Below are 23,588 nucleotides of genomic sequence, written 5' to 3' on the forward strand. Positions count from 1 at the left end.
GTTTGTTGATATGAAAATCTGTATTTAGGTGACAGACAATCGATTTTTTGGGATAAGAAGTTGATCTCTTGCGATGAAAATTACCCTTACCGCCATCGTTCCGCGTCGGGCCCGCACGAAATCCGAACCGTCGGATAAGCTTCTGGCGGACTATGTCAGTCGCATCGGGCGGTACGTTCTCTGCGAGTCGCAACTCTTTGATTCGGAATCTGCTTTTCTCGAGTGGGCTGGCCGTCAGTCCGGCCGTTCGCCTGGTTATCTGGTTCTGCTCGACAGCCGCGGCAAGCAGCTCTCCTCAGAAGAGCTGGCTTCCACCGTTGGCCGTTTGCGGGACTCCGGTACGCAGCGGATCGTCTTTGCCATCGGTCCTGCCGACGGCTGGTCTGAAGAAGCGCGCACACGAGCGAGCCTTGTGCTCTCCTTTGGCCGCATTACATTGCCGCACCAGCTTGCGCGCGTTGTGCTTGCCGAGCAGGTCTACCGCGCCTTCACCATCCTCGCCGGTCATCCGTATCACAGCGGACACTGATCGCCAGCTATCCTTAATGGCATGAACGAAACCTCGCGTCGCGGACTCATCGTCATCAACACCGGCCCCGGCAAGGGCAAGACCACGGCTGCATTGGGCACCGCGCTACGCGCTGCGGGCAACGGCATGCGCGTCCTGATCCTGCAGTTTCTCAAGGGCTCATGGCATTATGGCGAGCTGGACGCGATTGAAGCGCTCGGCAAGGCACTTAGCACTGCCGATGATCCCTCGATCGTCATTCGCCAGATGGGACGCGGCTTTGTGAAGGTCGGCGGTGCGGAGACCGACCCTGAAGATCTTCGTCTTGTTGAAGAGGCGTGGAATGAGGCCGCGCAGGCCATTGCATCCGGGGAATGGGATCTGGTTGTGCTGGATGAGATCAACTACGCCATCGGCTATAAGATGCTTTCGCCTGAAAAGGTTGCCGAGGTTTTGCGCAGCAAGCCGGAGATGGTCCACGTGATTCTTACCGGACGCAATGCACACCCCTCTTTAATAGAGCTGGCGGATACGGTCACGGAGATGCGAGAGGTGAAGCATGCCTATCAGAAGGGGATTCTGGCGCAGCGCGGGATCGAGTTCTGACCGTTTTTTGGCGTGTTTTGCCTATGCGGTGTCGTGTTTTGCTAATTCGCGAACGAGCTGCTGGCTGAAGCAGGCGAAGCGAAGGAATTCTGGCTTCCTCCGTTTCGCCTCCCGACGCTTTGCCCAGACTCTTAATTCGCCAGCGAGTACGTCACTGTGATCGTCGTCTCGACTTCTGTCGGTTCGCCGTTCAGGAGATAGGGCTTGTAACGCCACTCCTTCACCGCATCGAGCGCCGAACTGCGCAGCTCCTCCGGCCCGCTCACGACTTGCAGGTCCTGTATGGTGCCTTCTTTGGAGATGACGGTCTTCAGGACGACTGCACCCTCGATATGAGCCTTCTTTGCGTCCTCCGGATAGACCGGATGTTTCTGGTAGATCGCATTGGCTGCTATGACGCTGGAAGGCACCTTCGCCGGTGGCTGGCTCTCTTTCTTGTCGGTCACTGCCGATCCCGGTGTTGCAATCTCTGTATGCAGTGCCAACGCCGAGGCGCACGTTACTGCGCCAAGCATTACGCACGCGGCTGTCGTTGCAAGCCGCAGGCTGCGGCCCATCTCCATACTTCTTCCTGTCAGTCGCATAACTCTCCTCTCAAACGTGTTGGCATCGAAGATTCCGATGGCGTGAAGTGTTCTGGCTGGCGGCGCTGCTGTTATCGTTGCCGCCAACCGCAAAAGGGAACGTGCATAGTTCTGCCTGCCATCCACCGCGCTTGCCGCCAGGGCATCGCAGATCATCTCGCGGCTTTCGGCGATGCGAGCCAGCGTGAGCCAGAGCAGCGGATGATAGGCCACAGGCAGCGAAACGACGCGATAGAGCAGGTTTTTCGTAAAATCGTGGCGCTGCATGTGCGCGCACTCATGTGCCATCACTGCGTCGAAATCGACCTCGTCTACACACTCGAAGAACGCAGGCGGCAGCAGAAGCACCGGGCGCTCAAGCCCCACCGTTACGGGTCCCCCGATCTCCTTCGATACGGCGACTCGCGCATGGGCCAGTCCGAAGCGATTGCAGCAGCGCTGCCAGGCATGCAGCTCGGTGCCGAACAGCGACACCGCCTGGGCTCGATGCTGCATACGATGCGTGCTCCATATGCCCCACAGCAAGCGCGCCGCAAAGTAGAGCACTACTCCTCCATAGAGAGCCGCGAGGCTCAGCATCCAGGGCTTCGGCATGGTCAGCGATCCACTCACCGATCCCGCGCCTACAACAATAGCAACCCCTTCTCGACCTGCTGCTGCGTGATGGGCAAACGGCCACTGCAGCCAGCTCCACGCCATGAGAGGCTGCAGACGAACTGCGGGAAGAATGACTTCGAGCCACAGCGCGGCGACCCATATCCTGTGTTCCACATTGGGTCCAGCACGACGCGCAAGACGTGCAGCCAGCCACGCCGCCGCGAAGACAAGCGGAGCCATGCAGAGCGAGTTCACCACGTATTCCAGCAGACGCAGCATCATTGCTCTTCTCCCTTCTCGAGCCTGCGCGTCAGCCGCGCGAGCTGCTCGGCATCGATTTGCTTGCTCTTCACGAGGCTCATCACCAGCTCTTCACTCGATCCGCCGAACATGCGATCGACCAGATCGCGCAGCGCATGGTGCGATGCCTTCGCTTCGCTGACCACGGCGCTGTACTCGAAGGCGCGGCCCTTCAGCTTGCGCTTCAACTTGCCTTTGCGATGCAGGATGTTCAGCATCGTCTGCACGGTGGTGTAGGCCAGTTCCTGCTCCAGCCCCTCCTGCACGGCGCTGACTGTGCTTGTGCCCTGCCGCCAGATCACCTGCATAATCTCCAGCTCGAGCTTGGTCAATGCTTCCTTCTCGCCTCGTCCCATATGCCATCTCCTAATTTGTTAGGACACGTTATGCGTTGCCGGCCGCGTTTGTCAACTAAATTTTTAGGAGATCGCTTGCGCGTTTTGTTTTATCCCGTAAACATCCACGCTTTCAATGCAATGGCAGCAATCGCTCGGTTATTATTTTTCGGATGCCTCTTCTCAAACGAGCCTGCGCCCTGATTCCGTTTCTTGCTGCTTTTGTCTTTGCCCAGACGCCCTATTCTCTGGTCGATCCGCACATCGGCACCGCCAACGAGGGCCAGACGACGCCCGCGGTTGGCGAACCCTTTGCCATGACCAACTGGATCCCCGAGGCACATGCCACCGAGAAGAAATGTATTTCACCGTATCTTTTCGCCGACACCAAGCTGACCGGCTTCCGCGCGTCGCACTGGATGAGCGGCTCGTGTACGCAGGACTACGGCTCGGTCACGCTGATGCCTACTTCCGGTGAACTGCATACGGCGCCAGACGATCGCGCAGCGGCCTTCTCGCACGGCGACGAGATCACGCAGCCCGCCTTCTACTCAGTGCGCCTGCCTGCTTACAACGAGACGGTTGAGATGACCGCGGGTATTCGCGCCGGCATGCTGCGTGTCACTTATTCCAAGGCTGGAACCGCCAACCTCATCATCGAACCCAACGCGCGCATGAAGGACGGCTGGGTCAAGGTCGATCTCGCACGGAACGAGATTGTCGGCTATAACCCTGTTTATCGCATCTATCAGGGCAATGGAAAACCCGCGGGCTTCAGCGGCTACTTTGTCATTCAGTTCCGCGACAAGCCAACGAGTGCGGGAACCTGGTGCGACACGAAGACCACCACCAACCCTGAGTTGAATGGCGAGGGCAAGTGCGAACACATGGGTGCGTATCTGCGCTTTGAACTTGCACGGCCGCGCGCGCTACTGGTGCGCGCCGGAACTTCGTTCACCTCGATCGATGCCGCGCGCGCCAACCTGAATGCCGAGATTCCTGCGTGGGATTTCGCCACGCTGCGCGCGAAGACCACACGCGTGTGGAGCAAGGCCTTCGACACCGTCGCTGTGCAGGGTGGAAGCGCGGCCCAGCAGCGCACGCTTTACACTGCGCTCTATCATTCCATGATGCTGCCGCGCATCTTCAGCGACGCTGACGGCTCTTATCCGCGTTTCGCCGACGGCAAGAAGATCGAGAAGATCTCCAACGGCGTTTACTACGATGATTTCTCGCTGTGGGACATCTATCGCGCACAGCTTCCTTTGCTGACCATCCTCGACCCCGCCCGTATTTCGCCGATGATGCAGTCGCTTGTGCTCAAAGGCGAGCAGGGCAGCTTCCTGCCCATCTTTCCTGCGTGGAACAGCTATACCTCCGAGATGATTGGCGACCATACGGGCGTCGCCATCACCGACGCATACATGAAAGGCCTGCGCGGCTTCGACATCGAAAGCGCATGGCGACTGATCCGCCAAAACGCCTTCGTCACGCCGCCGTATGAGCAGTACAAGGATGGACTGGGCCGTCGCGCGCTGGGCTCCTACATGCGCTTCGGCTACATTCCGTTGGAAGACCCGGTCGCCGAGGCCTTCCACCAGAACGAGCAGGTATCGCGCACGCTGGAATACTCCTTCGACGATGCGATTGATTCGCGTCTTGCCGCTGCCCTCGGCCACAAAGAGGATGCCGAGACGCTGGAGCGGCGCTCGCATTACTGGCGCAACATCATCGATCCTGAGACTCGTTTTGCGCGCGGACGCCACAAAGATGGCACATGGATCACGCCGTACGATCCGAAAGAGCATGCGTCTTTCGTCACGGAATCGAACTCGTGGCAGTACACCTTCTACGTTCCACATGAGGTTCCGGCGCTGATCGAAGCGGTGGGCGGCAGAGATGTCTTCATCAACAAGCTTGACGGACTTTTCGACAACAAGCTTTACGATCCTGGCAACGAGCCCGGTCATCATGTTGCCTATCTTTACGACGAGGCCGGAGCTGCATGGAAGACGCAGCAGCGGCTGTCTTCACTGGTCGCCATCTATAACGACACACCTGCCGGCCTGCCGGGCAACGACGATGCAGGGCAGATGTCGGCGTGGTGGATCTTCTCGGCGCTCGGTTTCTATCCTGTCGCCCCGGGGATTCCGGAGTACTGGATTGGCACGCCGCTCTTTCCCTCGGCCACGCTCCATCTCGCCAATGGAAAGAAGTTCAGCATCACCGCGAAAGATGTCAGCGCGCAGAATATCTACATTCAGTCGGTGCAGTTGAATGGCACACCACTTACGACGCCGCGGATATCGCATGAAGCTATCATGCAGGGTGGCACGCTTGAATTCACGATGGGGCCGCAACCGAATCAAAAGCTCTTCGCCGGTTCGGCGGTGCGTTGAGTTGAGTCTTCATTTGTATAGGTTGCTGTCCATGCATGGACATGGAACCCGGGTTGGGCTTTCTACAATCCTAAAAATCTGAATGGCTTTGCCGGCTGAAAATCCTTCGCAGCGTTTCCGGAAAAAACGTTCTTCTGATTCGTTCCGAGATCCAGTTTCATCACCTTACCCGATGGCGAAAAGTCGATATCGTTCAGGTTCACCCAAAACGTATTCGGTGTAAGTGCAGACTCGAAAAAGTAGATCCTCCGTTTCTGGTCGGCTACTGTGCGCCAGCGCGTCGAAGAGATGTTGGGCTCTTCGGGCGTATTGATTCCATAGGGCACCGACACGTTGCGGATCACGCTGAAGACACTCGCCACGGCAATGTCCGGAGTCTCGTTCTTCGGTATCGCGTTGATGTAAAACATCGCACGAGCAAACCGGTCTGCTGCGCGATTGGTTCCCGGCAAAAACACCGTACCGCCGATATTTCTCCAATACTGTTCCAGCGCCAGCTGCTCTTCAAAGAGCGGCGAATTCGTCATCACCTGATATTTGCGATCGTGGTGAATCACCTGCCTGCCTTTGACATACTCGACAATGGCACTGTCGCCCGTAGCATCGGAGATCGACAGATGCAGCGTCGCCAATCGCGGCTCTCCTGGAACGTTCGCTGTAACTACAGTGAACGGCTCGCCGCTAAGCGCGTCGACGGCTTCCTGCACGGTGCTGAAGTTGTCGAGTACATACTGCGCCCACAACGAGATTGCCAACGGAGGCTTGCGTGCAACATGGGGGTCGGAATATTCGGACTCGACCAGCCACAGCAGGTTGGCGACGAGTCCCTTCTCATTCATTCCGTCTGTCGTTGAAACGTCATACCCGGTCGCGACTACACTGCCGTACTTCGATGTCCATTGCACCGACTGCGGGCCTGCTTCTCCAGTACGCTGCATGCCTCGAGGAAGCACCCACAGGTTTGTGCCGACATCGACCTTCCAATCCATGGAGCGCGCAGTAATAACCATGCCGTCTGAACCCAGATAAACAGCCCGGGTACACGCCTCTATCGGTTGCATCAGTGAGAGTGAGACACAAAGGCCTGCGACAAGCGAATGCCTGGAACCACGCATCGTCATTCCTCCTCAAAAAGACTATGATCCGCGGTGATTACGACGAGATGAGGATACTCTTTTTTCTTCAACATCTCGTCGTCTTGTTGTGTGAATCTACGCTCAAAACGCTGGAGCGGCCGAACCGCTTCATGTATCGTTACCTCACCTTCGAAAAGACATCTCATGGCTCAAAATCATTCATCGCGCCGCGCCTTCCTCAAAGCCTCGTCTCTTGCCGCAGCCGCCGCTGCTCTTCGCGGCTCGTCATCGTTCGCGCAGACCACACTGGCTGATGCACACATCGAAGTTCTTCCAGCCGAGCCTATCGGCACCATCGCGCCGGAGCTCTACTCGCACTTTATCGAGCACCTCGGCGGCGTGATCTACGACGGCGTCTGGGTGGGCGAAGACTCGCGCATTCCCAACGTCAACGGTATCCGCAAAGACTTCATCGACACGATGCGCGCGGTGCAGGCACCTGTTCTGCGCTGGCCCGGCGGCTGCTTTGCCGACTCTTACGACTGGCGCGATGGCATCGGTCCACGCGGCAAGCGGCCCGCACGCACGGCCTTCTGGTCGCAGCAGGACACCAACGCCTACGGCCTGCACGAGTTCATGCACACCTGCCGCGCCATTGGCTGCGAGCCTTACCTTGCCGCAAACATCCGTTCTCTGCCCGCACGCGACTTCTACCAGTTTATGGAGTACTGCAACGCGCCCGCAGGCAGCGTGCCGTCCAACTCCGCCGCGCCTGCCGTACCCAATACGTTAGCCGCCGAGCGCGCAGCCAATGGCGACTCCGCACCCTTCAACGTCGACTACTGGGGCGTCGGGAATGAGACCTGGGGCTGCGGCGGCAACCAGACTCCCGAGGAGTACGCGTCGCAGTTCCGACGCTTCACCGCCTGGACACCCACCTACAAGGATCGTCATCCGCGTTTCGTCGCGGTCGGGCCCAACGGAGATGATGCCGACTGGACGCGCCGCCTTTTCGCTTCGCTCCACTCCAACCCCGAGCACCCGCGTCTCTGGGGACTCTCGGTGCACTACTACACCTCAGGCCGCGCCGATACATTCGCCGAGGGCGATGCGCTCCGCTTCAACGATGCCGAGTACTACGACATGCTCGCCCGCGCGGGTTTTATGGAGCGCATCATCACCGACCACTGGGCCGCCATGGGCGACAGCAATCACCGCGTCAAACTTGTCGTCGACGAGTGGGGAGCCTGGTACGGGAAGGGAACGGAGCTCGGCCCCGGTTATAACCTCTCGCAGCAATCGACCATGCGCGATGCGCTGCTCAGCGCGATCACGCTCGACACCTTTCACCGCCATGCCGACAAGGTGGGCATGGCCAACGTTGCGCAGTCGATCAACTGTCTCCACTCGCTGATGCTGGCGCAGGAAGATAAGTTCACGGTCACACCGACGTATCACGTCTTCCGCATGTACCTGCCGCATCGCACTGCGCAGGCCGTGCGTGCGGAGTTCTCCGCGGGCACGATCGACAACCCGCTCGCGGTCGCCGCAACACCAGTCGGCGGAGCCAGCGCTGTCGGCTCTATCCGCCAGAAGACAACGCTTGCCGTACTCTCGGGCTCCGCTTCGATGCAGGGCAAGACGCTCACGCTCAGTGTCGTCAACCCACACCTAACGCAGCCACGCACGACCGAGATCACCGTGCGCGGAGCCAGCATTGCATCGGCCAAGGGAACCGTGCTCTCGGAAAAAGACGTGCACGCGCACAACGACTTCGCCCACCCGGATGCCGTAAAGCCTCGCGCCGTAAGCATCAAACAGCCCACGAGCGGGAGACTGACCCACACGTTTCCGCCTGCCAGCATTAGTGTGCTTGAGATCGCGCTGGCGTGAGGTTGTGCCGGCAATAACTACCCAGAAGCCGATTTCTAAATAGTAATGAGAGGCTGTGATGGAAGGGATAGTATTGTCATCTACTTGCGCATAAGAAATTTTCTTCGCGCCATTCCGGTGACCCCAACAATACCAGTACCTAGAAGTAAAAGACTTGACGGTTCGGGTGTCGTCGCTGCACTTTGCTCTAATGTCAAAGAACCATTAACAAAGGGATCGATGACCGGACCAGCTAAGGCACTGGTAACTCCACCGCATGACATAAAGTTCGAGATGGAGCATACCGGCCCCCCCGAATAGCCAACAAGAGTTGCGCCAGGAATGGAAAAAGATAAAAATGAACCTGGACTACCGTTAAACCACCCAGTTACATAGTGCACATTTGGGTTGGTAGTTCCCGTCTCATTATCAAAAATGTAAGTTGTTGCACCCTCTACAAGCGAAAGGTCGATTTTTCGAAAGAAGCCCGCTGTTGTATCTATCTCCAATGTACCGGAGACAGTTCCACCGTTTCGAAGATTTGCGGCCACTACGAAAGTGTTGATTGTATCTGCATGGGTGCTAGGGCACATGATGACGCCGACAACGAACAGAACAGAGGAAAAGAAGGTACGCATTGAAAATTCACCTACCAAATAGAAGCTTTGCGTCTTCGATACTTAAGCCCGGCATGAAAATTGTCAACGAGAAAGAATTTGCTGCTTGGGCGCAAAGTTATGCAGCTTTTGGGGGTTTGTGCGCGGCATCACTTAGTCCTTATAAACGCGCTTAGCTTTCTAGGCATACCAAACTCTCTAGGCCTTCTTCGCCGCAATCTCTCCAATCGCGCTCACAAATTTATCGAGGTCGGCAATCGTGGTGTACACGTGCGGCGTGACGCGGATGCAGTGGATCTTTTCGTAGTCGATCGAGACGGTGTGAATCTTGTATTTATCGAAGAGAGTATTCATGAGATCGCGCGGCGCGACGCCGTCGATGCTGACGCCGCAGATCGCGCAGGAGTACTCAGGCTTGAGCGACGTATGCAGCTTCACGCCGGGGATGTCCTTCACGCGCGTGGCCCAGTAGTTTTTCAGGTAGAAGATACGCTCCTGCTTGCGGCGCGTACCGATGGCCTCGTGAAAGTTGACTGCCTCGCCAATGCCCTGCTCGATGGGGAAGCTGCGTGTGCCCAGCGCCTCGAACTTGCGGATGTTGGCGCTGCGCGGGTCGCCGTAGCAGGTGAGCGGCCACAGCTTTTCAATCTGGTCCTGCTTCACCCACATCATGCCTGAGCCGATCGGCGCCGACAGAAACTTGTGCAGGCTGGTGCCGAAGTAGTCGCAGTCGAGATCGGGAATTTTGAAATCGATCAGGCCGAACGAATGCGCCCCGTCGACGATCACCTCGCAGCCCTTCGCATGGGCCATGTCGGCGATCTGCCGTGCAGGCATCAGCTGACCCACCCAGTTGACCATGTGCGTAATGTGCACCAGCTTCGTGCGCGGCGTAATTGCCTGTTCATACGCCTTCACGATCGCATCGGGGTTCTCGATGGGGAAATCGAAGCTGATCTGCTTGTAGACGATGCCGTCGCGCTCGGCCCGCTGCCGATACGCATTCATCATGTTGGGATAGTCCTGCCTGGTTCCCACGACCTCATCGCCTGCCTTCAGCGGAAGTCCGTAGATGACCGTGTTCAGCGCCTCGGTCGCATTGCGGTTGATTGCAATCTCTTCGGCGGAAGCCCCGGCGAGCCGCGCCAGCTTCTGCCTGAGCGGTTCGCGTCCCTGGTCGAGAATCTGCCACATGAAGTACGACGGCCCTTCGTTCGTCATCTGGTTGTAGCGTTCGACCGCCTGCTGCACCACGATGGGCGAGGGCGAAACGCCACCATTGTTCAGGTTGATGATCTGCGTGCTCACGGAGTAACCACGCTGAATCACGCTCCAGAAGTCCTCGTTCTGCGCAGCCTCCATCGCATTCATCGCACCCAGCGCACGCGTGGCCGCATGCCAGTCCGCGGCATGCGCCTGCTGAAAGAGACTGTTTGTAGAAAAGGCACCGGCCAGGGCCGCCATTTTTATAAAGGAACGCCGATCATTCGTGGGCATACAAGCAATCTAGTGTCGTCCCTACGATGCTGCAACAAAAAATGCGGATAGCCGCTCTCTCCACGCATGATGCGGCCTTCGGCATCTCAACTTTCAATGTGTGTTGGCGCGATGCATCGCTGCTGACATTGTCTGTCAGCAGCGTCGGCTAAGATAGCCGCATGGCGCCTGCTGCTCCTCACTACACTTCTGAAGCGATCAAGTTTCTTCGCGGTCTCAAGCGCAACAACAACCGTGACTGGTTCAACGCGCGCAAGGCCATCTACGAACGCGAGATCAAGCTTGCCACCCAGGCCATCGTTGCCGCCGTCAACGAGGAGATGCTGCGCTTCGCGCCGGAGAATGTCCAGCCGCCACAAAAAGCCGTCTTCCGCATCTATCGCGACATCCGCTTCTCCTCCGACAAGCGTCCCTACAAAACCCACCAGGGAGCATGGTGGGCGCGCTCGGGCCTCGAGAAGACCTCCGGCGGAGGCTTCTACTTTCACCTCGCCGATAACGAGCTGCTGATCGCCGCCGGCGTCTACATGCCCGAGCGCGAACAGCTACTCGCCATCCGCCGCCATATCGAAGCCAACCACGCAGAGATGCGCGCCCTTCTCAAAGCAAAAAAACTCAACGCGCTGATGACCGAGTTCGACGGCAGCAAGCTCACCCGTCTGCCCAAAGGCTTCCTGCCCGAGTCGCCCGCCGCCGATCTGATCCTCAACCGCCAGTGGGGCTACAGCACGCGCCTGCCTGTCGAAGCCGCCACCAAACCGACGCTGGTCAAAGAGATCGTCAAACGCTTCGAAGCCGCTACGCCCCTGATAGCCTTCCTCAATCAGCCGCTGGCACCGAAGGCGCGCAAGCCGCTGTTTTGAAGAGACCAGGACACTGAAAATTCCTGCCGCTTCCCATATCCAATAGCCGGTACCGGCGTATGCGGCAGAGTCTGTTCCAAACATTCTTCGCGTTGTCATTTAAACTGCCGAAGCCGTTACCCGATGAGCGGTACACTCAACGAGTGAACATTAAACTCCTGTTTGCACCTATCCTGGCGGCAACGCTCGTCTCGACCGCCGCTGCGCAAGATGTCAAAGACTTCCTGGGCCGTTGGGACATGACGGTGACTCCCGCCACCGGCAAACCGTATCCGCAATGGATCGAGCTCATCGACAACGGCGGCAAGATTGAGGGGAAGCTCCAGCCCAGGGGCGGCGCATGGCGTCCTATCGTCGGCGCTCACGTGGATTCGGGCAAGCTGATCGTCGATGTCGGTCCAGCGGCCCCCGGCTCCGAGATCAGCTGGGAGCTCAGCTCCGCAGGTGCAGGCAAGCTGACCGGTGTGGAGAAGCACGGCAACGACGCCGGCCCCACGCTCTCCGGCGTCAAGGCGCCTTCGCTTGATCGGCCCATGCCGAAGCAGTGGACCAAGCCCCAACCGCTCTTCAACGGCAAAGACCTTACCGGCTGGGAGCCGATCGGACACGTCGAGAACAACAAGTGGGTGGCTCGCAACGGCGAGCTGGTGAATGACAATCCCGAGGTGCCCGGACAAAAGCTACCCCCGGCGGCCAACATCATGACCACCGAAAAGTTCCAGGACTTCAAGCTGCACATCGAAGTGAACTGTCCCGAGGGTGGCAACAGCGGCATCTACATGCGCGGACGCTATGAGTTACAGGTAGGCACCGAAGGCGGCAAGCTGCCGTCGCATGAGATGGGTGCAATCTACAGCTGGTATCCACCACCTGCAGGGGCGGAAAATAACCTCGGCAAGTGGACGTCCTTCGATGTCACGCTCGTCGGCAGGCACATCACGGTCTACCGCGATGGCAAGCTGTACCACGACAACGTCGAGCTACCCGGCCCGACCGGCGGCGCTCTCGACAGCAACGAGGCCGAGCCCGGTCCCTTCTATCTGCAGGGCGACCATCACGGCGTCATCATGTATCGCAACATCACCATCTCCGTCCCGAAGAAGTGAAGCAGTAAGGCGCTTGCAAAGAAAAGGCGCACATGACGGGCAGCTCTCCTGCCGCGCGTCATGTGCGCCTTCTTATTTCAGGTTCTGCAACGTTCCGGCGGCCTTGTAGACGTTGACGATGATGCCTGTCGGCAACGCTTGTGTGTTCTCGAGCACAAAGGATCGTGGCGGCGTTCCCTCCGCAAAAAGACGTTTCCCCTTGCCCAGCAGAACGGGACTGACCATCAGAATCAGCTCATCCGCCAGCCCCTGCTCGAGCAGCAACGAGGTCAGCGTTGAGCTGCCCGAAAGGATCAGGTCCTTGCCCTCTTTCGCCTTGATGGCGCGAACGCCGTCCACGAGGTCCGGTCCAACGCTCTCGAACGGGCCCCATTCCAGACTCTCCAGCCTGTGGGTGACGACATACTTCGTCGCGGCATTCAGCCTGTCCGCCATCGGACTCTTCGGGGCCTTCGGCCAGTAACCCGACCAGAGATCGTAGGTTCGACGGCCAAGCAGCACATCGCAGCTCTCGCCATATAACGCAACCACTCTCTCTAAGCCGGCAGGGCTGCGATACGGCGCAGTCCAGTCGCCGTAGGGGAAGTCGCCGCCTTCGCCCGGAACACTGGAGACCTGGATCACGCCATCCAGTGAAATATGTTCGATGATTTTCAGTTTTCTCATTTTTTGAAATTCTCCCTCCCATGGATTGGCTTTCAGTTCGCTCGTTGTCCCGTCTTCCTTCTATTTAGAGGAACGCTCTTACCTCGACGGGTGCACGACAGGCGATGACAGCCTTGCGGCCCCACTCCAGCGCTTCGTCCAGACTGGCGGCCTCGAGTATCCAAAAACCGCCGATGTGCTCCTTCGTCTCGAGGTACGGCCCATCGGTAATCAGCACCTCACCTTTGGGTTGCGCGCGCAGTGATCGCGCCTTGCGCGCCGGACTCAGGCCGCCGGCGAAAAGCCTGACACCAGCGGCGATCATCTCCCCGTTGAGTACATCGATATCGCGCTCCATTGCTTCGTCTTCACTGACAGCCGGGTCGTAACCGTCGGGATGATGAATTGCAACCAGATACTGAGCCATACTCCCTCCCTCTTTCATAACGATCTTCAGACAAGCCAACTTGCTGCCTTCACTATCTCAACGAATGGGGAGGCTCGAATTCGACAAGTCGCTCCAACAAATTTCCTCAATCCGCGTTTTGAGGAACCTTAGAACCGATAAGCGCGCTTAGGCGGAGCTCCATACCAAAACACTCTCCGACAAAAATGACAAGTATGCTTGACATCATCGGCCTAATTATGTAAAGTTTACTTGTCTTTACGGAAAGGAAGCATGTCATGGCTTATATCCCAATGTCCCGCGCGACGCGACGTTATCTCGTCCGCCTCGTCTTCGCGATGGTGATCAATATCGCCTTTGTCTTCTTCACACGATGGGCGTTCCAGCATCTTCATCCCACCGGAGTCATGGTCTATCTGCTCGCCATGCTCCCGGTATTGCCTATGGTTGGCTCACTGGCCATCGTCGGCCTCTATATTGCAGAGGAGACGGACGAGTTCGAGCGCTCTATCGTCATTAAGTCCGTACTGTGGGGACTGGGCGGAGCCCTCGCCGTCAGTACCATCTTCGGCGCGCTCGAAGACTTTGCCCAAGCGCCCCATCTTTCGCCCTTCTTCTCCTACCTGTTCTTCTGGATCTTCATGGCCGTCTCTGGAGTGGTCATCCGCCTGAGGTACCGATGAAGAACCGGCTTCGTGTCCTCCGTGCCGAACGCAACTGGTCCCAGGCCGACCTCGCCCAGAAGCTCGAGGTCTCCCGCCAGTCCATCAACGCCATCGAGACCGGGAAGTACGACCCTTCACTCCCCCTGGCCTTCAAACTTGCGCGTCTCTTCAACACCACCATCGAAGCCGTCTTCGACGACGAAGCATAAAGACCGACGACCCTGCATGTCCCGGCCGGAGGAAGCTTTCGCCCCGTGCCGGGTGCCCCCCTCAACGGCTGGTCTAAACTACCAGTGACGGCCACCGCCGAGCCTCTTCTTGCCGCGGCGCGTGCAACACCCGAGGACGCCCATGCAGCAGCCCCTGCCCACCGGAGTCCCTGCTCTTACTACGCCCCGCTTCTACGTCACTGGACGCCAGCCGCTGCGCCTCTCCGCCATCCTGCTCGCCATCGTTGTCGCCAGCATCGCGCTCTCCTCCGTCCTCTACGCTCTGCGTCACAACGGACATGCACATCTCACCTCCGGCGTTGATCGCGCCTCCAGCTCTACTCCTGGAGCCACGCCGGACGACGACAAGGACGATCCCAACCAGATCGACACCATCGTCCTCGGCGATCCCGCCGACGCTCCCGTGCCTGCCAAACGCGGCGACCACGTCAGCCCCGTACATCCCTTCGTCATCGTTCACCTGCCACGCTGGGGAGATCAGGTTGGCCTCATCCCCGACTCACCCGCCGGGCACCTGCTCTACAACTGGCTCGCCGCCTTCAACCAGTCCAATGACTCCGCGCTCGCCAGCGCTCTGCCCAACGACGCACCCGCCTTCTCTGTCGCTGCGCAGATGGAGCTGCGCCACGAGACCGGCGGCTTCAACCTGCTCTCTGCGAAAGAAGTCCAGCCCGGCATTCTCGTCTTCCGCCTCCGCGACCAGACCCCTGAGGCCAACGAAGTCCTCGGCACGCTTCAGGTGCGTGCGAACTCGAACCCCGCGGCCATCGCGACCTTCAGCCTTCGTGCTGTACCCGCAACTCCTAAGGACGCCACTACGACGGTTGCTCCCACGCACTGAGTCAACTCCGCCCGCACGCTCTACAAATGACTGCAAGTCCTGTACGCTTTTTCTGACGTTTGTTTGGAGATCATAAGCCGATGATGAACCGCAGAGCCTTTCTTCAAAGCAGCGCCGCTGCTCTGATTGCCGCCCACGCGCATAGCCTCTTCGCCGACCCTCTCGGCCTGCCCATCGGCTGTCAGACCTATCCCGTGCGCAAACAGATTGCCACCGACTTCACCGGCACCATGAAGTCGCTGCGCACCGCCGGCTTCACCAACATCGAGCTCTGCTCGCCCTATGGCTACAAGGATTTCAACGGCCTGCAGCAATACAAGCCGCAGGAGCTGCGCCGCATGCTCAGCGACTGGGGCATCACCTGCATCTCCGCGCACTGGGCGCCGAGCGAGCTCTTCCAGAAGGCCGACGAGAGCATCGCCTACGCCCACGACTTCGGCATGACGCAGATGGCCGTCGCCGCACTTGGACCCTTCAACTACAAAGGCACCGAGACAGCCGACGACGTCAAACGCTACGTTGAGCCCTTCAATGCCTTCGCCGAAAAAGCCCACGCCGCCGGCATCACCGCGCTGCTGCACAACGAAGGCTTCGTCTCCGCACACATCGACGGCAAGCCGGTCTACGACATGATGATCGCCGAGCTGAATCCCGAGACCACGAAGCTCCAGTTCCAGGTCTCCACCCTGCAGCAGGGCTACGACCCGGTGACCTACTTCCACAAGTACGCCGGCCGCTTCCTCTCGATGCACTGCCAGGACTGGGTCAAGGACCCCTCCACCAAATCCGGCTTCCGCCAGGTCCCGCTCGGCAAGGGCGTCGTGGACTGGAAGGCCGTCTTCGCCGCAGCCAAAGTGGGCGGCATCAAAAACTACTTCGTCGAGCTAGAGGAAGACCCCGCACTCATGCCGCCCAGCGTGCCGTACCTCAAGTCGCTGAACGTTTGAAGTAGAGATAAGAGCGCTTGCTGAGACTCATGTCCGCTGCTATGTGAAATAGTGGTGCGGACTGGTTTTTTGAGGAGGCACGTGTGCGCAACTGGCAGAGACCACTTTTTTGGCTGTGCGCTTCGCTTTGGTTTTCTGCGTATGTGTCGGCTCAGACGGACTCATCTCTTCACAAAACTCAATTGGTCACCGTCGAACAAGGTGTTCAGCTTGAGGTTCTGGATTGGGGCGGATCGGGCTGGCCACTCATCTTCCTCGCCGGGGCCGGAGATACCGCACACCGTTTCGACAGCTTCTCGCAACAGTTTGTCGCGCAATATCATGTCTATGGCATCACGCGGAGAGGGTTTGGCGCATCCAGCCATCCAGCACCAGCCAACGGTAACTATTCGGCGGACCACCTTGGAGATGACGTACTCGCCGTGATGAAGGCGCTTCACATTGCGCGCCCTGTACTGGTTGGGCATTCGATCGCAGGCCAGGAACTGAGTTCAATCGGCAGTCGCTTCCCAGAGAAGGTTTCCGGGCTTATCTACCTCGACGCCGCGACGGGCTTCGCTTTCTATAATCCGGCACACCCACCACTAGCCGTTGAGATGAATGATATGAAGAGAAGGATCGACGAGATAGAGGCAGGTGGGGTCGATGAGCAGAAAAAACTATTGGAACTGGAGACAGCCGTTGCAAGGTTCGAAACCGTTCTTCATCAGAGCAATGCAGAAATAGCGAATCTGCCACCGCTACCGCCTCGTTCGCCGATTAATGCAGCGCTCAATTTCGGCACTCAGAAGTACACAAGTATTCCTGTTCCCACTCTCGCCATCTATGCCTGCCCGCAAAACTGGGACCGCTTTCCAGCTGACCAGCCGGATCGCAAAGCCGCTCTGATTGCCGACGATAAAGCACGCTGTAACGCCTGGGCCGATGCATTCCGTCATGGTGTGCCAACCGCCCGCATCGTGTTGATCCCGAATGCCGATCACTACGTATATCTCAGCAATGAAGCTCAGGTAGTCGCCGCAATGAAAGCGTTCTTAGCCACACTTCATTAGCGGCCTTGCCTGCGGCCACCCACCCCTTGCTACCATTACCGCCATGAACAAACTTGCTCCATTCCTCTGGTTCAACGACAACGCCGAAGAAGCAGCCGAGTTCTACCTGAGCGTCTTTCCGCACGCGCGCAAGCTTGGTGAAGTGCGCTCCAAGGGAGTGGGCCCCTGGCCCGCGGGCAAGATCGCCACCATCACCATCGAGCTCGAAGGCCAGGAGATCGTCTTCCTCAACGGTGGGCCTTCGTACCAGCTCAACCCCGCCATCTCCTTCTTCGTGCGCTGCGACTCGCAGGCCGAGATCGATGGCTACTGGGACAAGCTGATGGCAGGGGGAGGCAAGCCCATGGCCTGCGGCTGGCTCACCGACCGCTTCGGCCTCTGCTGGCAGATCGTGCCGCGCCACATCGACCAGTTGATCGATCACCCCAAAGCCATGCAAGCGATGATGGGCATGATCAAGATGGATCTGGCTGCGCTCGAAGCCGCCGCACGCGAGGGCTGAGGACCACAGTAATTTTTGCGTCAACGACCACAGGTCTGTTCACCGCACAGGGCAACATCTGACTCCAAAGAGCACTTTGCCGTCGCACATTGATAAGTCTTCCAGGGAGCGAAGATCACAAGGCTGGCCGCGGCGAGAATCCATACCCCCAGCCCTCCATACAGCATGACTAGCCCAAAGCCATGCACCAGTGCTGCATGAACCGCCGTTCCGGAAGAATCGAACGACAACAGCTGCGAGTAACTTTGCTTGAGAGAAGCAAAGTTGCCCGCAGCAATCTTTTCAGCAAGCGAGCGCAGCTGCAGCGAATCCAAAACTCCAGGAAAAATTTTCTTCAGATACGAAGAGACACCTTCGATCAAAATGAATCCCATCAGGGCGATATTGAGGGCCAATGTAATCAGCCGGGCGCTCATATCGATGCCCGAAGCCATGCCTGCGCGCGTGCTGGGAACCGAACCCGTCGTCGTGTTCGTCACGGGAGTATTGGTTAAGCCCAGCCCGACACCCGCCAGCAAACATCCGGGAAGCATCCTGAGGCCGCTTGCGTGGCCAACATCATTGCCGAACCTCATCAAAAGAAAGCCCAGTCCGATCGTGAACAAGCCTGCAGGAATCACGATGCCGGGTTGATATTTCTGCGCAAGCCGTTCTGCTATCGGAGGAACCACCAACGTGGGCAACGTATACGCCAGCAACGACAGGCCTGCAGCAACACTGCCGTAACCCAGCGCGCTCTGAAAGAAGATCGGCAGATAAATCATGAAGGGCCAGAAGCTGAAATTCATGCCCATCGATCCGAGCAGAGCGCCGGAAAAATTCCGGATCCTGAAGACGGAGAAATCAAACATCGGCCGCGCGCTTTTCTTCTCCACGACAAGAAAAAGAAGGAAGCTCACCACCGAAGCAGCCATGATGCTGATCGCCGCGATGCTGGTAAGGCCAAGATCCGGTCCTTGCGTAATGAAATACGCCAGTCCGAAAACAGAGAGCGAAAGCGTGATGATGCCCGCGATATCCAGCTTTTCTGCGTGCGGATCGCGCGACTCCTGAACTCCACTGAAGACCAGAATCAAGGTAACGGCGGAAAGCAGAACATGGACGAGAAAGACCCATTGCCAATTCGATACGGCAACGATCATGCCGCCAATAATCGGTCCGAATCCCAGGCCGATGCCAAAGATAATTCCCCACATACCGAAGGCTTTCACCCGTTCTTTGCCTTCCTGAAACTGGTACGAGAGCACTGCGACCTGGCAGATCAGCATCGTGCCGCCACCCATCCCCTGCAGAAACCGGCTCACAATCAGAATGGAAGCGCTCTGGGCCAAACCACAGAGCAACGATGTCACACCGAAGGCGGCGATCCCTGCAACGAAGACACGCCTCCGTCCAAACCGGTCTGCCAGTGTTCCCGTTGCCATCAGAACCGTCGTGCAGGCGATGGTGTACGCATTCATGATCCATTGCATGCTCTTGAAATCGCTATGCAGGACTCTTTCCAGCGTGGGCAGGATCACCGGCACACTGGAAATCTCTAAACCGAACATCAGCGATGCCAGGCAAACAGCAGCCAGAGCAATAATGTTTTTCCGGGAAGATGAGATCGTCATGGCCCCATCCTAGGTAAATCCAGCCCATGATAGAAATGATTTTATTTCTGATTATTTATTAACATATGTAATTTATAGTGAAGCCATGGATTTTGATCCTGTACTTCTGCGTGCTTTCGTTGCGGTCAAAGAAACCGGAGGATTCACCCGGGCAGGACTGCGGCTGAACCTGACGCAGTCGGCGATCAGCCATCAGATTCGCCGCCTTGAAGAGCAGGTCGGCAGACCGCTTCTGCATCGCACGACGAGGCATCAGACCCTGACGGAAGACGGCGAGGAGTTCCTCCGCCACGCAGAGCGGATTCTGGCTTCGCTCGATGCACTGACACAGCGCTTTCAGCCATCGCCGGTCTCCGGAGTCGTGCGCTTCGGAGTACCTGAAAGCTTCATGGGCGACCGGCTCCCTCCGCTGCTGTGCCAGTTTGCGCGAGCATTTCCATCCGTGCGCCTCGACATCAGTGTCACCACCTACCTCGATCTACGGTCCATGATCGAAGCCGACGAGCTCGATCTCGCTGTGGTGCTGTGCATGTCTGGCAAGAAGAGCGAGCTCGCTTTGCGGCAGACGCAGTTTGTATGGGTGGCGGCAGACACATTCGACGCGCCACCACACGGCTCGCTGCCACTCGCGCTTGCTCCTGCGCAGTGCGTCAACCGCCAGGTCGGCCTTGCTGCCTTGGCCAAAACTCCCGTCGAGTGGCACGTCGTCTTCACCTCACCCAGCCACCAGGGACTTCGCGCAGCTGTGCTGGCTGGCCTTGGCGTCACCGTACTGACACGAGACGACCTGGAACCCGGCATGAAGATTGTCGATGGCCAATATGGACTACCGTCCCTGCCGAAGATCAACTTCACGCTGGTCTGGGGCAAAAGCGGCCAGACGTTAGCCTCCCGCGAATTTGCACAGATGATCCTCAATATGCCCCAACCCAGGCGCAAATCGATCCGCTCGCGCAAAGCGTAATTACAAACCGCAGCAAATCAATAAATTGCGCCAATCGCACATGTGGTTTTGTCCCTCTACTCACACTCGCATCAAAAAGCGTATACATAAGGAAGAGTATGAGCGAGCGCGTTAAAGTCACCGTCGCCGTCACCGGAGGCATCGCCGCCTACAAGGCCGTCGAGGTCGTCCGCCAGTTGCAGGACGCCGGCTTCGACCCGCACGTTGTCATGACGCGCGCCGCCACCGAGTTCGTGCAGCCGCTCACCTTCGCCGCCATCACCGGCCACAAAGTCATCACCTCGCTTTGGAGCGAGGACGCCGGAGCCTCGGGCGGCGAGATGTCGGGAATCGAACATATTAATGAGGCGCAGACCACCGCCGCCCTCATCGTCGTCCCTGCCACCGCCGACATCATCGCCAAATTCGCCAACGGCATTGCCGACGACTTTCTGACCACCACCTATCTCGCCACGACAGCGCCCGTCATCGTTGCTCCCGCGATGAACGTCAACATGTGGAACCATCCGGCGGTGCAGCTCAACATTGCGACGCTGCGTACACGCGGCGTGCACATCGTCGAGCCCGACTCCGGCTATCTCGCCTGCGGCATGGTCGGCGGAGGCCGCCTCGCTGAAGAGTCCTCCATCGTCGCCGCTGTCGCGGAAGCGCTCGCCAGCACAGGCGCAGCACGCACGCCCCAGCCCGGCGACCTCGCAGGTGAGACCGTCCTCGTCACCGCCGGTGGCACACGCGAGCCCATCGACCCTGTCCGCTACATCGGCAATCGCTCCAGCGGCAAGATGGGTTACGCTCTCGCCGCCGAAGCCCACCGACGCGGAGCACGCGTTATCCTCGTCAGCGCACCAACCTCGCTCGCCGCGCCTGCTGGATGCGATCGCGTCTGCGTCACCACCGCCGAGCAGATGCGCGCCGCGGTGCTCGAACGCCTGCCCGACGCCAGCATCGTCATTATGGCCGCCGCCGTCAGCGACTATCGCATGGCCGAAGTCGCTTCGCAAAAGCTGAAGCGCGACGGAGCACGCACGCTGCGCCTTGAGCCGACCGCCGACATCCTGCACGAGCTGGTGGAACGCAAACGCCCCGGCACGTTCGTCGTCGGCTTCGCGGCTGAGACCGAAAACGTGCTCGTCAACGGACGCGCCAAGCTCGCCCGCAAAGGTGTCGACGCACTCGTCGTCAACGACGTCTCCGGCACGGCCACCGGGTTCGACTCCGACTCCAACGCCGGAGTCTTCCTCACCCCGAGCCAGGAGATTGAGCTGCCCCTCGCAGCCAAGACCGAGATGTCCGCACTTATCCTCGACGAAGTTGCAGCACTGCGCGCCGCAACCCGCGAACCTGCGCGCACCTGAGCTATATCGACGCCCCTCCCGCTAACCCCTGCTACATTCCCACTTGTCTTTTTCCTCGCGACAGTAGATAGTTCTCCTCACCCAATTCAGGGTGTACGCGGGCTCCAGATGAAAATTCATTTTCTTTGATAACCAACAGACGATTTGGAGGCTTCTCCATGCAATTTGCGAAAACGTTTCTCGCTCTCTTTGCGGCCACACTCTCGGCCGCAGTTCTGCCCACAACTTTTGCGCACGCAGCCGACAAGGCCGTTCTGGCCCAGCGTGCCGCCGCAACCCAGAGCGTCGAATTCGACGTCTTCCTGCCACTCGCTCACCGTGACGACCTCGCTACGCTGGTCGCCGCACAGCACGACTCCTCCTCCCCCAGCTATCACCAGTGGATCAAGCCAGCCGAGTTCAAGGCACGCTTCGGCGCCAGCGATGCCACCGTCGCCGCTGTCCGTCAGCAGCTTGAAGCCTATGGGCTCACCACAACGCTCGTGTCACAACAACGCATCCACGTCTCCGGCAGCGCCAACGCTGTCGAGCAGGCCTTCGCCACCCAGCTGCACAATGGCACCTACGCCAGCGGCCGCAAGACCGTCGCCGCAGCCACACCGCTCTCGCTGCCCGGCACCCTTACCGCCAACGGAGCCGTCGTCACCGGACTCTCCGGATTCATCCGCATGCGGCCGCATTCTCGGCGTCTGGCTACACCGCTGAATCGCTACTCCAGCGCAGGCCCCTACTGGTTCGACGATCTGAAGCAGGCATACAAATTTCCCAGCTACAAGGTCTACACCGGCAAGGGAGTCACCATCGGCATCCTGATGTCCGGCGACTATAACCCCGCCGACATGGCGAAGTTCTTCGCGCACGAAAAGCTGGCCGTGCCCAAGATGAGCACCGTCAACATCAACGGCGGCGCGCCCTACGATCCCAACGGCTCAACCGAAACCCACCTCGACATGCAGCAGACCGGAGGCATGGCCCCGAACGCCAGCATCGTCCTCTACAACGTGCCCGATCTCTCCGACACCAACATCCTTTCTGCGCTTGGCACCATCATCGACAGCAACCAGGCCGATATCGTGAACATGTCCTTCGGCGGCCCGGAGCTCTTCTACACGCCTGCCTATAACGATGGTCAGGACTTCACCAACATCCTCGGCATCTACGACGATGTCTTCAAACAGGGCAACGCACAGGGCATCACCTTCGTCGCCTCCTCCGGCGACCTCGGTGCGCTCGACGCTCCCCCACTGGCCTGCTTCGACCCGAACGCCACCAGCGCCTGCGGCAGCATGCAGCCTTCGGTCGAAACACCGGCCTCCAGCCCGCATGTCACTGGAGTAGGCGGCACGAACCTGGCCACCACCTACACCTCCGGCTCAGGCTCACTCGACTCCAAATATGTCAGCGAGCAGGCCTTCGGCGATCCGCTCGCCGCCGACATCTTCTTCGGCACACCGGCCACCGGCGGCATCTGGGGATCAGGCGGCGGCGTCAGCATCTATCACAAGAAGCCGCTCTTCCAGTGGCTGGTCAATACCGGCTCCAACTACCGCACCGTGCCTGATGTCGCCGGCCACATGGGCGGCTGCCCGCTGGGTGCCATCACTCCATGCCCGGCCAGCGACAGCGCCGACGTCGTCGCCATCGACGGAGGCTTCTACGGCGTTGTCGGCACCAGCGCATCGGCACCCGACTTCGCCGGTCTGCTTGCCCTCAAGGTCGAGCGCTACGGTTCGCGCCTGGGCAACGAGAACCCCGAGATCTACGCGCTGGCCGCGTTGCAGAACATCGGCTTCCCGCTGCAGATCTACCACGACAACGTCCCCGGCTTTAACGGCCTTTACTCCACGAAGAAGGGATACAACCGCGTGCTGGGCAACGGCACCGTCATCGGCATCAACTTCCTGCTGGCACCCTGGGTGCCGACAGCAGGAACCCCGCAGACGCCAAGCAATCCCTAATTGCATGACACGCACAGAAACAAAAAGAGCCCGGCTCAAAACATCGAGCC

23 protein-coding genes are annotated in these 23,588 nt (G+C 58.9%); 15 read left to right on the forward strand and 8 right to left on the reverse strand.

The window, feature by feature from the left end; translation table 11 throughout:
- The first annotated feature begins 73 nt into the window (after positions 1-73).
- The gene (locus KFE13_RS09850) at positions 74-529 is read left to right on the forward strand and encodes a 23S rRNA (pseudouridine(1915)-N(3))-methyltransferase RlmH (protein WP_260702940.1); all 456 of its coding nucleotides are present in this window, start codon (positions 74-76) and stop codon (positions 527-529) included.
- 21 nt (positions 530-550) lie between these two features.
- Positions 551-1,114: a cob(I)yrinic acid a,c-diamide adenosyltransferase gene (cobO, locus tag KFE13_RS09855; protein WP_260702941.1), complete on the forward strand. Its 564-nt coding sequence runs from the start codon at positions 551-553 to the stop codon at positions 1,112-1,114.
- A gap of 131 nt (positions 1,115-1,245) precedes the next feature.
- On the opposite strand, the gene KFE13_RS09860 is transcribed toward cobO, so the two are convergent.
- Positions 1,246-2,577: a M56 family metallopeptidase gene (locus KFE13_RS09860; RefSeq protein ID WP_260702942.1), complete on the reverse strand. Its 1,332-nt coding sequence runs from the start codon at positions 2,575-2,577 to the stop codon at positions 1,246-1,248.
- Complete coding sequence (locus KFE13_RS09865) at positions 2,574-2,951, reverse strand: BlaI/MecI/CopY family transcriptional regulator (RefSeq protein WP_260702943.1); 378 nt, start codon at positions 2,949-2,951, stop codon at positions 2,574-2,576. The genes KFE13_RS09860 and KFE13_RS09865 overlap by 4 nt, the downstream gene beginning before the upstream one ends.
- A 152-nt stretch (positions 2,952-3,103) precedes the next feature.
- Here KFE13_RS09865 and KFE13_RS09870 point away from each other — a divergent pair, with 152 nt between their 5' ends.
- Positions 3,104-5,329, forward strand: a complete 2,226-nt coding sequence (locus KFE13_RS09870; RefSeq protein ID WP_260702944.1) for a GH92 family glycosyl hydrolase — start codon at positions 3,104-3,106, stop codon at positions 5,327-5,329.
- A 62-nt stretch (positions 5,330-5,391) separates the two neighbouring features.
- On the opposite strand, the gene KFE13_RS09875 is transcribed toward KFE13_RS09870, so the two are convergent.
- Positions 5,392-6,444, reverse strand: coding sequence for a linear amide C-N hydrolase (locus KFE13_RS09875; RefSeq protein ID WP_260702945.1), 1,053 nt, complete (start codon positions 6,442-6,444; stop codon positions 5,392-5,394).
- 165 nt (positions 6,445-6,609) lie between these two features.
- Between KFE13_RS09875 and KFE13_RS09880 the strand changes: the two genes are divergently transcribed.
- Positions 6,610-8,298: an alpha-N-arabinofuranosidase gene (locus KFE13_RS09880; RefSeq protein ID WP_260702946.1), complete on the forward strand. Its 1,689-nt coding sequence runs from the start codon at positions 6,610-6,612 to the stop codon at positions 8,296-8,298.
- 80 nt (positions 8,299-8,378) lie between these two features.
- Here the strand turns inward: KFE13_RS09880 and KFE13_RS09885 are convergent, their stop codons facing one another.
- Both KFE13_RS09885 and KFE13_RS09890 read right to left on the reverse strand, forming a co-directional pair.
- The gene (locus tag KFE13_RS09885; RefSeq protein ID WP_260702947.1) at positions 8,379-8,915 is read right to left on the reverse strand and encodes a PEP-CTERM sorting domain-containing protein; all 537 of its coding nucleotides are present in this window, start codon (positions 8,913-8,915) and stop codon (positions 8,379-8,381) included.
- A gap of 177 nt (positions 8,916-9,092) precedes the next feature.
- Positions 9,093-10,358 (reverse strand): aminotransferase class V-fold PLP-dependent enzyme, encoded by a 1,266-nt coding sequence (locus KFE13_RS09890; protein ID WP_260702948.1) that lies wholly within the window; start codon positions 10,356-10,358, stop codon positions 9,093-9,095.
- Positions 10,359-10,552: 194 nt separating this feature from the next.
- Here KFE13_RS09890 and KFE13_RS09895 point away from each other — a divergent pair, with 194 nt between their 5' ends.
- Positions 10,553-11,254, forward strand: coding sequence for a DUF2461 domain-containing protein (locus tag KFE13_RS09895; protein WP_260702949.1), 702 nt, complete (start codon positions 10,553-10,555; stop codon positions 11,252-11,254).
- Positions 11,255-11,397: 143 nt separating this feature from the next.
- The gene (locus tag KFE13_RS09900; protein WP_260702950.1) at positions 11,398-12,360 is read left to right on the forward strand and encodes a 3-keto-disaccharide hydrolase; all 963 of its coding nucleotides are present in this window, start codon (positions 11,398-11,400) and stop codon (positions 12,358-12,360) included.
- Positions 12,361-12,432: 72 nt separating this feature from the next.
- Here the strand turns inward: KFE13_RS09900 and KFE13_RS09905 are convergent, their stop codons facing one another.
- Both KFE13_RS09905 and KFE13_RS09910 read right to left on the reverse strand, forming a co-directional pair.
- On the reverse strand, positions 12,433-13,026 hold the full coding sequence (locus KFE13_RS09905; RefSeq protein WP_260702951.1) for a dihydrofolate reductase family protein: 594 nt from the start codon (positions 13,024-13,026) through the stop codon (positions 12,433-12,435).
- A gap of 64 nt (positions 13,027-13,090) precedes the next feature.
- The gene (locus tag KFE13_RS09910) at positions 13,091-13,450 is read right to left on the reverse strand and encodes a YciI family protein (RefSeq protein ID WP_260702952.1); all 360 of its coding nucleotides are present in this window, start codon (positions 13,448-13,450) and stop codon (positions 13,091-13,093) included.
- A 239-nt stretch (positions 13,451-13,689) separates the two neighbouring features.
- On the opposite strand from KFE13_RS09910, the gene KFE13_RS09915 reads away from it, so the two are divergent.
- The 6 genes from KFE13_RS09915 to KFE13_RS09940 all read left to right on the forward strand — a co-directional run bounded on the left by KFE13_RS09915 (position 13,690) and on the right by KFE13_RS09940 (position 17,648).
- A complete protein-coding gene (locus KFE13_RS09915) occupies positions 13,690-14,094 on the forward strand; it encodes a hypothetical protein (RefSeq protein ID WP_260702953.1) in 405 nt (134 codons plus the stop codon).
- Positions 14,091-14,285 (forward strand): helix-turn-helix transcriptional regulator, encoded by a 195-nt coding sequence (locus KFE13_RS09920; RefSeq protein WP_260702954.1) that lies wholly within the window; start codon positions 14,091-14,093, stop codon positions 14,283-14,285. Before KFE13_RS09915 ends, KFE13_RS09920 begins: the two co-directional genes overlap by 4 nt.
- Before the next feature lie 142 nt (positions 14,286-14,427).
- Entirely contained in the window at positions 14,428-15,147 is a 720-nt protein-coding gene (locus tag KFE13_RS09925; protein WP_260702955.1) for a hypothetical protein, read from the forward strand.
- An 80-nt stretch (positions 15,148-15,227) separates the two neighbouring features.
- Positions 15,228-16,094 carry a sugar phosphate isomerase/epimerase family protein gene (locus KFE13_RS09930; protein WP_260702956.1) on the forward strand — a complete coding sequence of 289 codons (867 nt, stop codon included), beginning with the start codon at positions 15,228-15,230 and terminating at the stop codon, positions 16,092-16,094.
- An 83-nt stretch (positions 16,095-16,177) separates the two neighbouring features.
- Complete coding sequence (locus KFE13_RS09935; RefSeq protein WP_260702957.1) at positions 16,178-17,146, forward strand: alpha/beta fold hydrolase; 969 nt, start codon at positions 16,178-16,180, stop codon at positions 17,144-17,146.
- A gap of 43 nt (positions 17,147-17,189) precedes the next feature.
- Positions 17,190-17,648 (forward strand): VOC family protein, encoded by a 459-nt coding sequence (locus KFE13_RS09940; protein WP_260702958.1) that lies wholly within the window; start codon positions 17,190-17,192, stop codon positions 17,646-17,648.
- Between the two features lie 20 nt (positions 17,649-17,668).
- Here the strand turns inward: KFE13_RS09940 and KFE13_RS09945 are convergent, their stop codons facing one another.
- Positions 17,669-19,261 carry an MFS transporter gene (locus KFE13_RS09945; protein WP_260702959.1) on the reverse strand — a complete coding sequence of 531 codons (1,593 nt, stop codon included), beginning with the start codon at positions 19,259-19,261 and terminating at the stop codon, positions 17,669-17,671.
- A gap of 85 nt (positions 19,262-19,346) precedes the next feature.
- Between KFE13_RS09945 and KFE13_RS09950 the strand changes: the two genes are divergently transcribed.
- The 3 genes from KFE13_RS09950 to KFE13_RS09960 all read left to right on the forward strand — a co-directional run bounded on the left by KFE13_RS09950 (position 19,347) and on the right by KFE13_RS09960 (position 23,538).
- Positions 19,347-20,225 (forward strand): LysR family transcriptional regulator, encoded by an 879-nt coding sequence (locus KFE13_RS09950; protein ID WP_260702960.1) that lies wholly within the window; start codon positions 19,347-19,349, stop codon positions 20,223-20,225.
- A gap of 98 nt (positions 20,226-20,323) precedes the next feature.
- Complete coding sequence (gene coaBC, locus KFE13_RS09955) at positions 20,324-21,580, forward strand: bifunctional phosphopantothenoylcysteine decarboxylase/phosphopantothenate--cysteine ligase CoaBC (RefSeq protein ID WP_260702961.1); 1,257 nt, start codon at positions 20,324-20,326, stop codon at positions 21,578-21,580.
- 158 nt (positions 21,581-21,738) lie between these two features.
- Complete coding sequence (locus KFE13_RS09960) at positions 21,739-23,538, forward strand: S53 family peptidase (protein WP_260702962.1); 1,800 nt, start codon at positions 21,739-21,741, stop codon at positions 23,536-23,538.
- The last annotated feature ends 50 nt before the right edge of the window (positions 23,539-23,588 follow it).

The sequence above is a fragment of the Edaphobacter flagellatus genome, assembly GCF_025264665.1.
Lineage (GTDB): Bacteria > Acidobacteriota > Terriglobia > Terriglobales > Acidobacteriaceae > Edaphobacter > Edaphobacter flagellatus.

What these genes read in the sequence shown, in the direction of transcription:
- KFE13_RS09960 (WP_260702962.1), top strand. Translation starts at nt 21,739, where the DNA reads ATGCAATTTGCGAAAACGTTTCTCGCTCTCTTTGCGGCCACACTCTCG.
- KFE13_RS09860 (WP_260702942.1), bottom strand. Translation starts at nt 2,577, where the DNA reads ATGATGCTGCGTCTGCTGGAATACGTGGTGAACTCGCTCTGCATGGCT.
- KFE13_RS09930 (WP_260702956.1), top strand. Translation starts at nt 15,228, where the DNA reads ATGATGAACCGCAGAGCCTTTCTTCAAAGCAGCGCCGCTGCTCTGATT.
- KFE13_RS09880 (WP_260702946.1), top strand. Translation starts at nt 6,610, where the DNA reads ATGGCTCAAAATCATTCATCGCGCCGCGCCTTCCTCAAAGCCTCGTCT.
- KFE13_RS09870 (WP_260702944.1), top strand. Translation starts at nt 3,104, where the DNA reads ATGCCTCTTCTCAAACGAGCCTGCGCCCTGATTCCGTTTCTTGCTGCT.
- KFE13_RS09915 (WP_260702953.1), top strand. Translation starts at nt 13,690, where the DNA reads ATGGCTTATATCCCAATGTCCCGCGCGACGCGACGTTATCTCGTCCGC.
- KFE13_RS09905 (WP_260702951.1), bottom strand. Translation starts at nt 13,026, where the DNA reads ATGAGAAAACTGAAAATCATCGAACATATTTCACTGGATGGCGTGATC.
- KFE13_RS09945 (WP_260702959.1), bottom strand. Translation starts at nt 19,261, where the DNA reads ATGACGATCTCATCTTCCCGGAAAAACATTATTGCTCTGGCTGCTGTT.
- KFE13_RS09885 (WP_260702947.1), bottom strand. Translation starts at nt 8,915, where the DNA reads ATGCGTACCTTCTTTTCCTCTGTTCTGTTCGTTGTCGGCGTCATCATG.
- cobO (WP_260702941.1), top strand. Translation starts at nt 551, where the DNA reads ATGAACGAAACCTCGCGTCGCGGACTCATCGTCATCAACACCGGCCCC.
- coaBC (WP_260702961.1), top strand. Translation starts at nt 20,324, where the DNA reads ATGAGCGAGCGCGTTAAAGTCACCGTCGCCGTCACCGGAGGCATCGCC.
- KFE13_RS09895 (WP_260702949.1), top strand. Translation starts at nt 10,553, where the DNA reads ATGGCGCCTGCTGCTCCTCACTACACTTCTGAAGCGATCAAGTTTCTT.
- KFE13_RS09940 (WP_260702958.1), top strand. Translation starts at nt 17,190, where the DNA reads ATGAACAAACTTGCTCCATTCCTCTGGTTCAACGACAACGCCGAAGAA.
- KFE13_RS09925 (WP_260702955.1), top strand. Translation starts at nt 14,428, where the DNA reads ATGCAGCAGCCCCTGCCCACCGGAGTCCCTGCTCTTACTACGCCCCGC.
- KFE13_RS09910 (WP_260702952.1), bottom strand. Translation starts at nt 13,450, where the DNA reads ATGAAAGAGGGAGGGAGTATGGCTCAGTATCTGGTTGCAATTCATCAT.
- KFE13_RS09850 (WP_260702940.1), top strand. Translation starts at nt 74, where the DNA reads ATGAAAATTACCCTTACCGCCATCGTTCCGCGTCGGGCCCGCACGAAA.
- KFE13_RS09865 (WP_260702943.1), bottom strand. Translation starts at nt 2,951, where the DNA reads ATGGGACGAGGCGAGAAGGAAGCATTGACCAAGCTCGAGCTGGAGATT.
- KFE13_RS09890 (WP_260702948.1), bottom strand. Translation starts at nt 10,358, where the DNA reads ATGGCGGCCCTGGCCGGTGCCTTTTCTACAAACAGTCTCTTTCAGCAG.
- KFE13_RS09920 (WP_260702954.1), top strand. Translation starts at nt 14,091, where the DNA reads ATGAAGAACCGGCTTCGTGTCCTCCGTGCCGAACGCAACTGGTCCCAG.
- KFE13_RS09950 (WP_260702960.1), top strand. Translation starts at nt 19,347, where the DNA reads ATGGATTTTGATCCTGTACTTCTGCGTGCTTTCGTTGCGGTCAAAGAA.
- KFE13_RS09875 (WP_260702945.1), bottom strand. Translation starts at nt 6,444, where the DNA reads ATGCGTGGTTCCAGGCATTCGCTTGTCGCAGGCCTTTGTGTCTCACTC.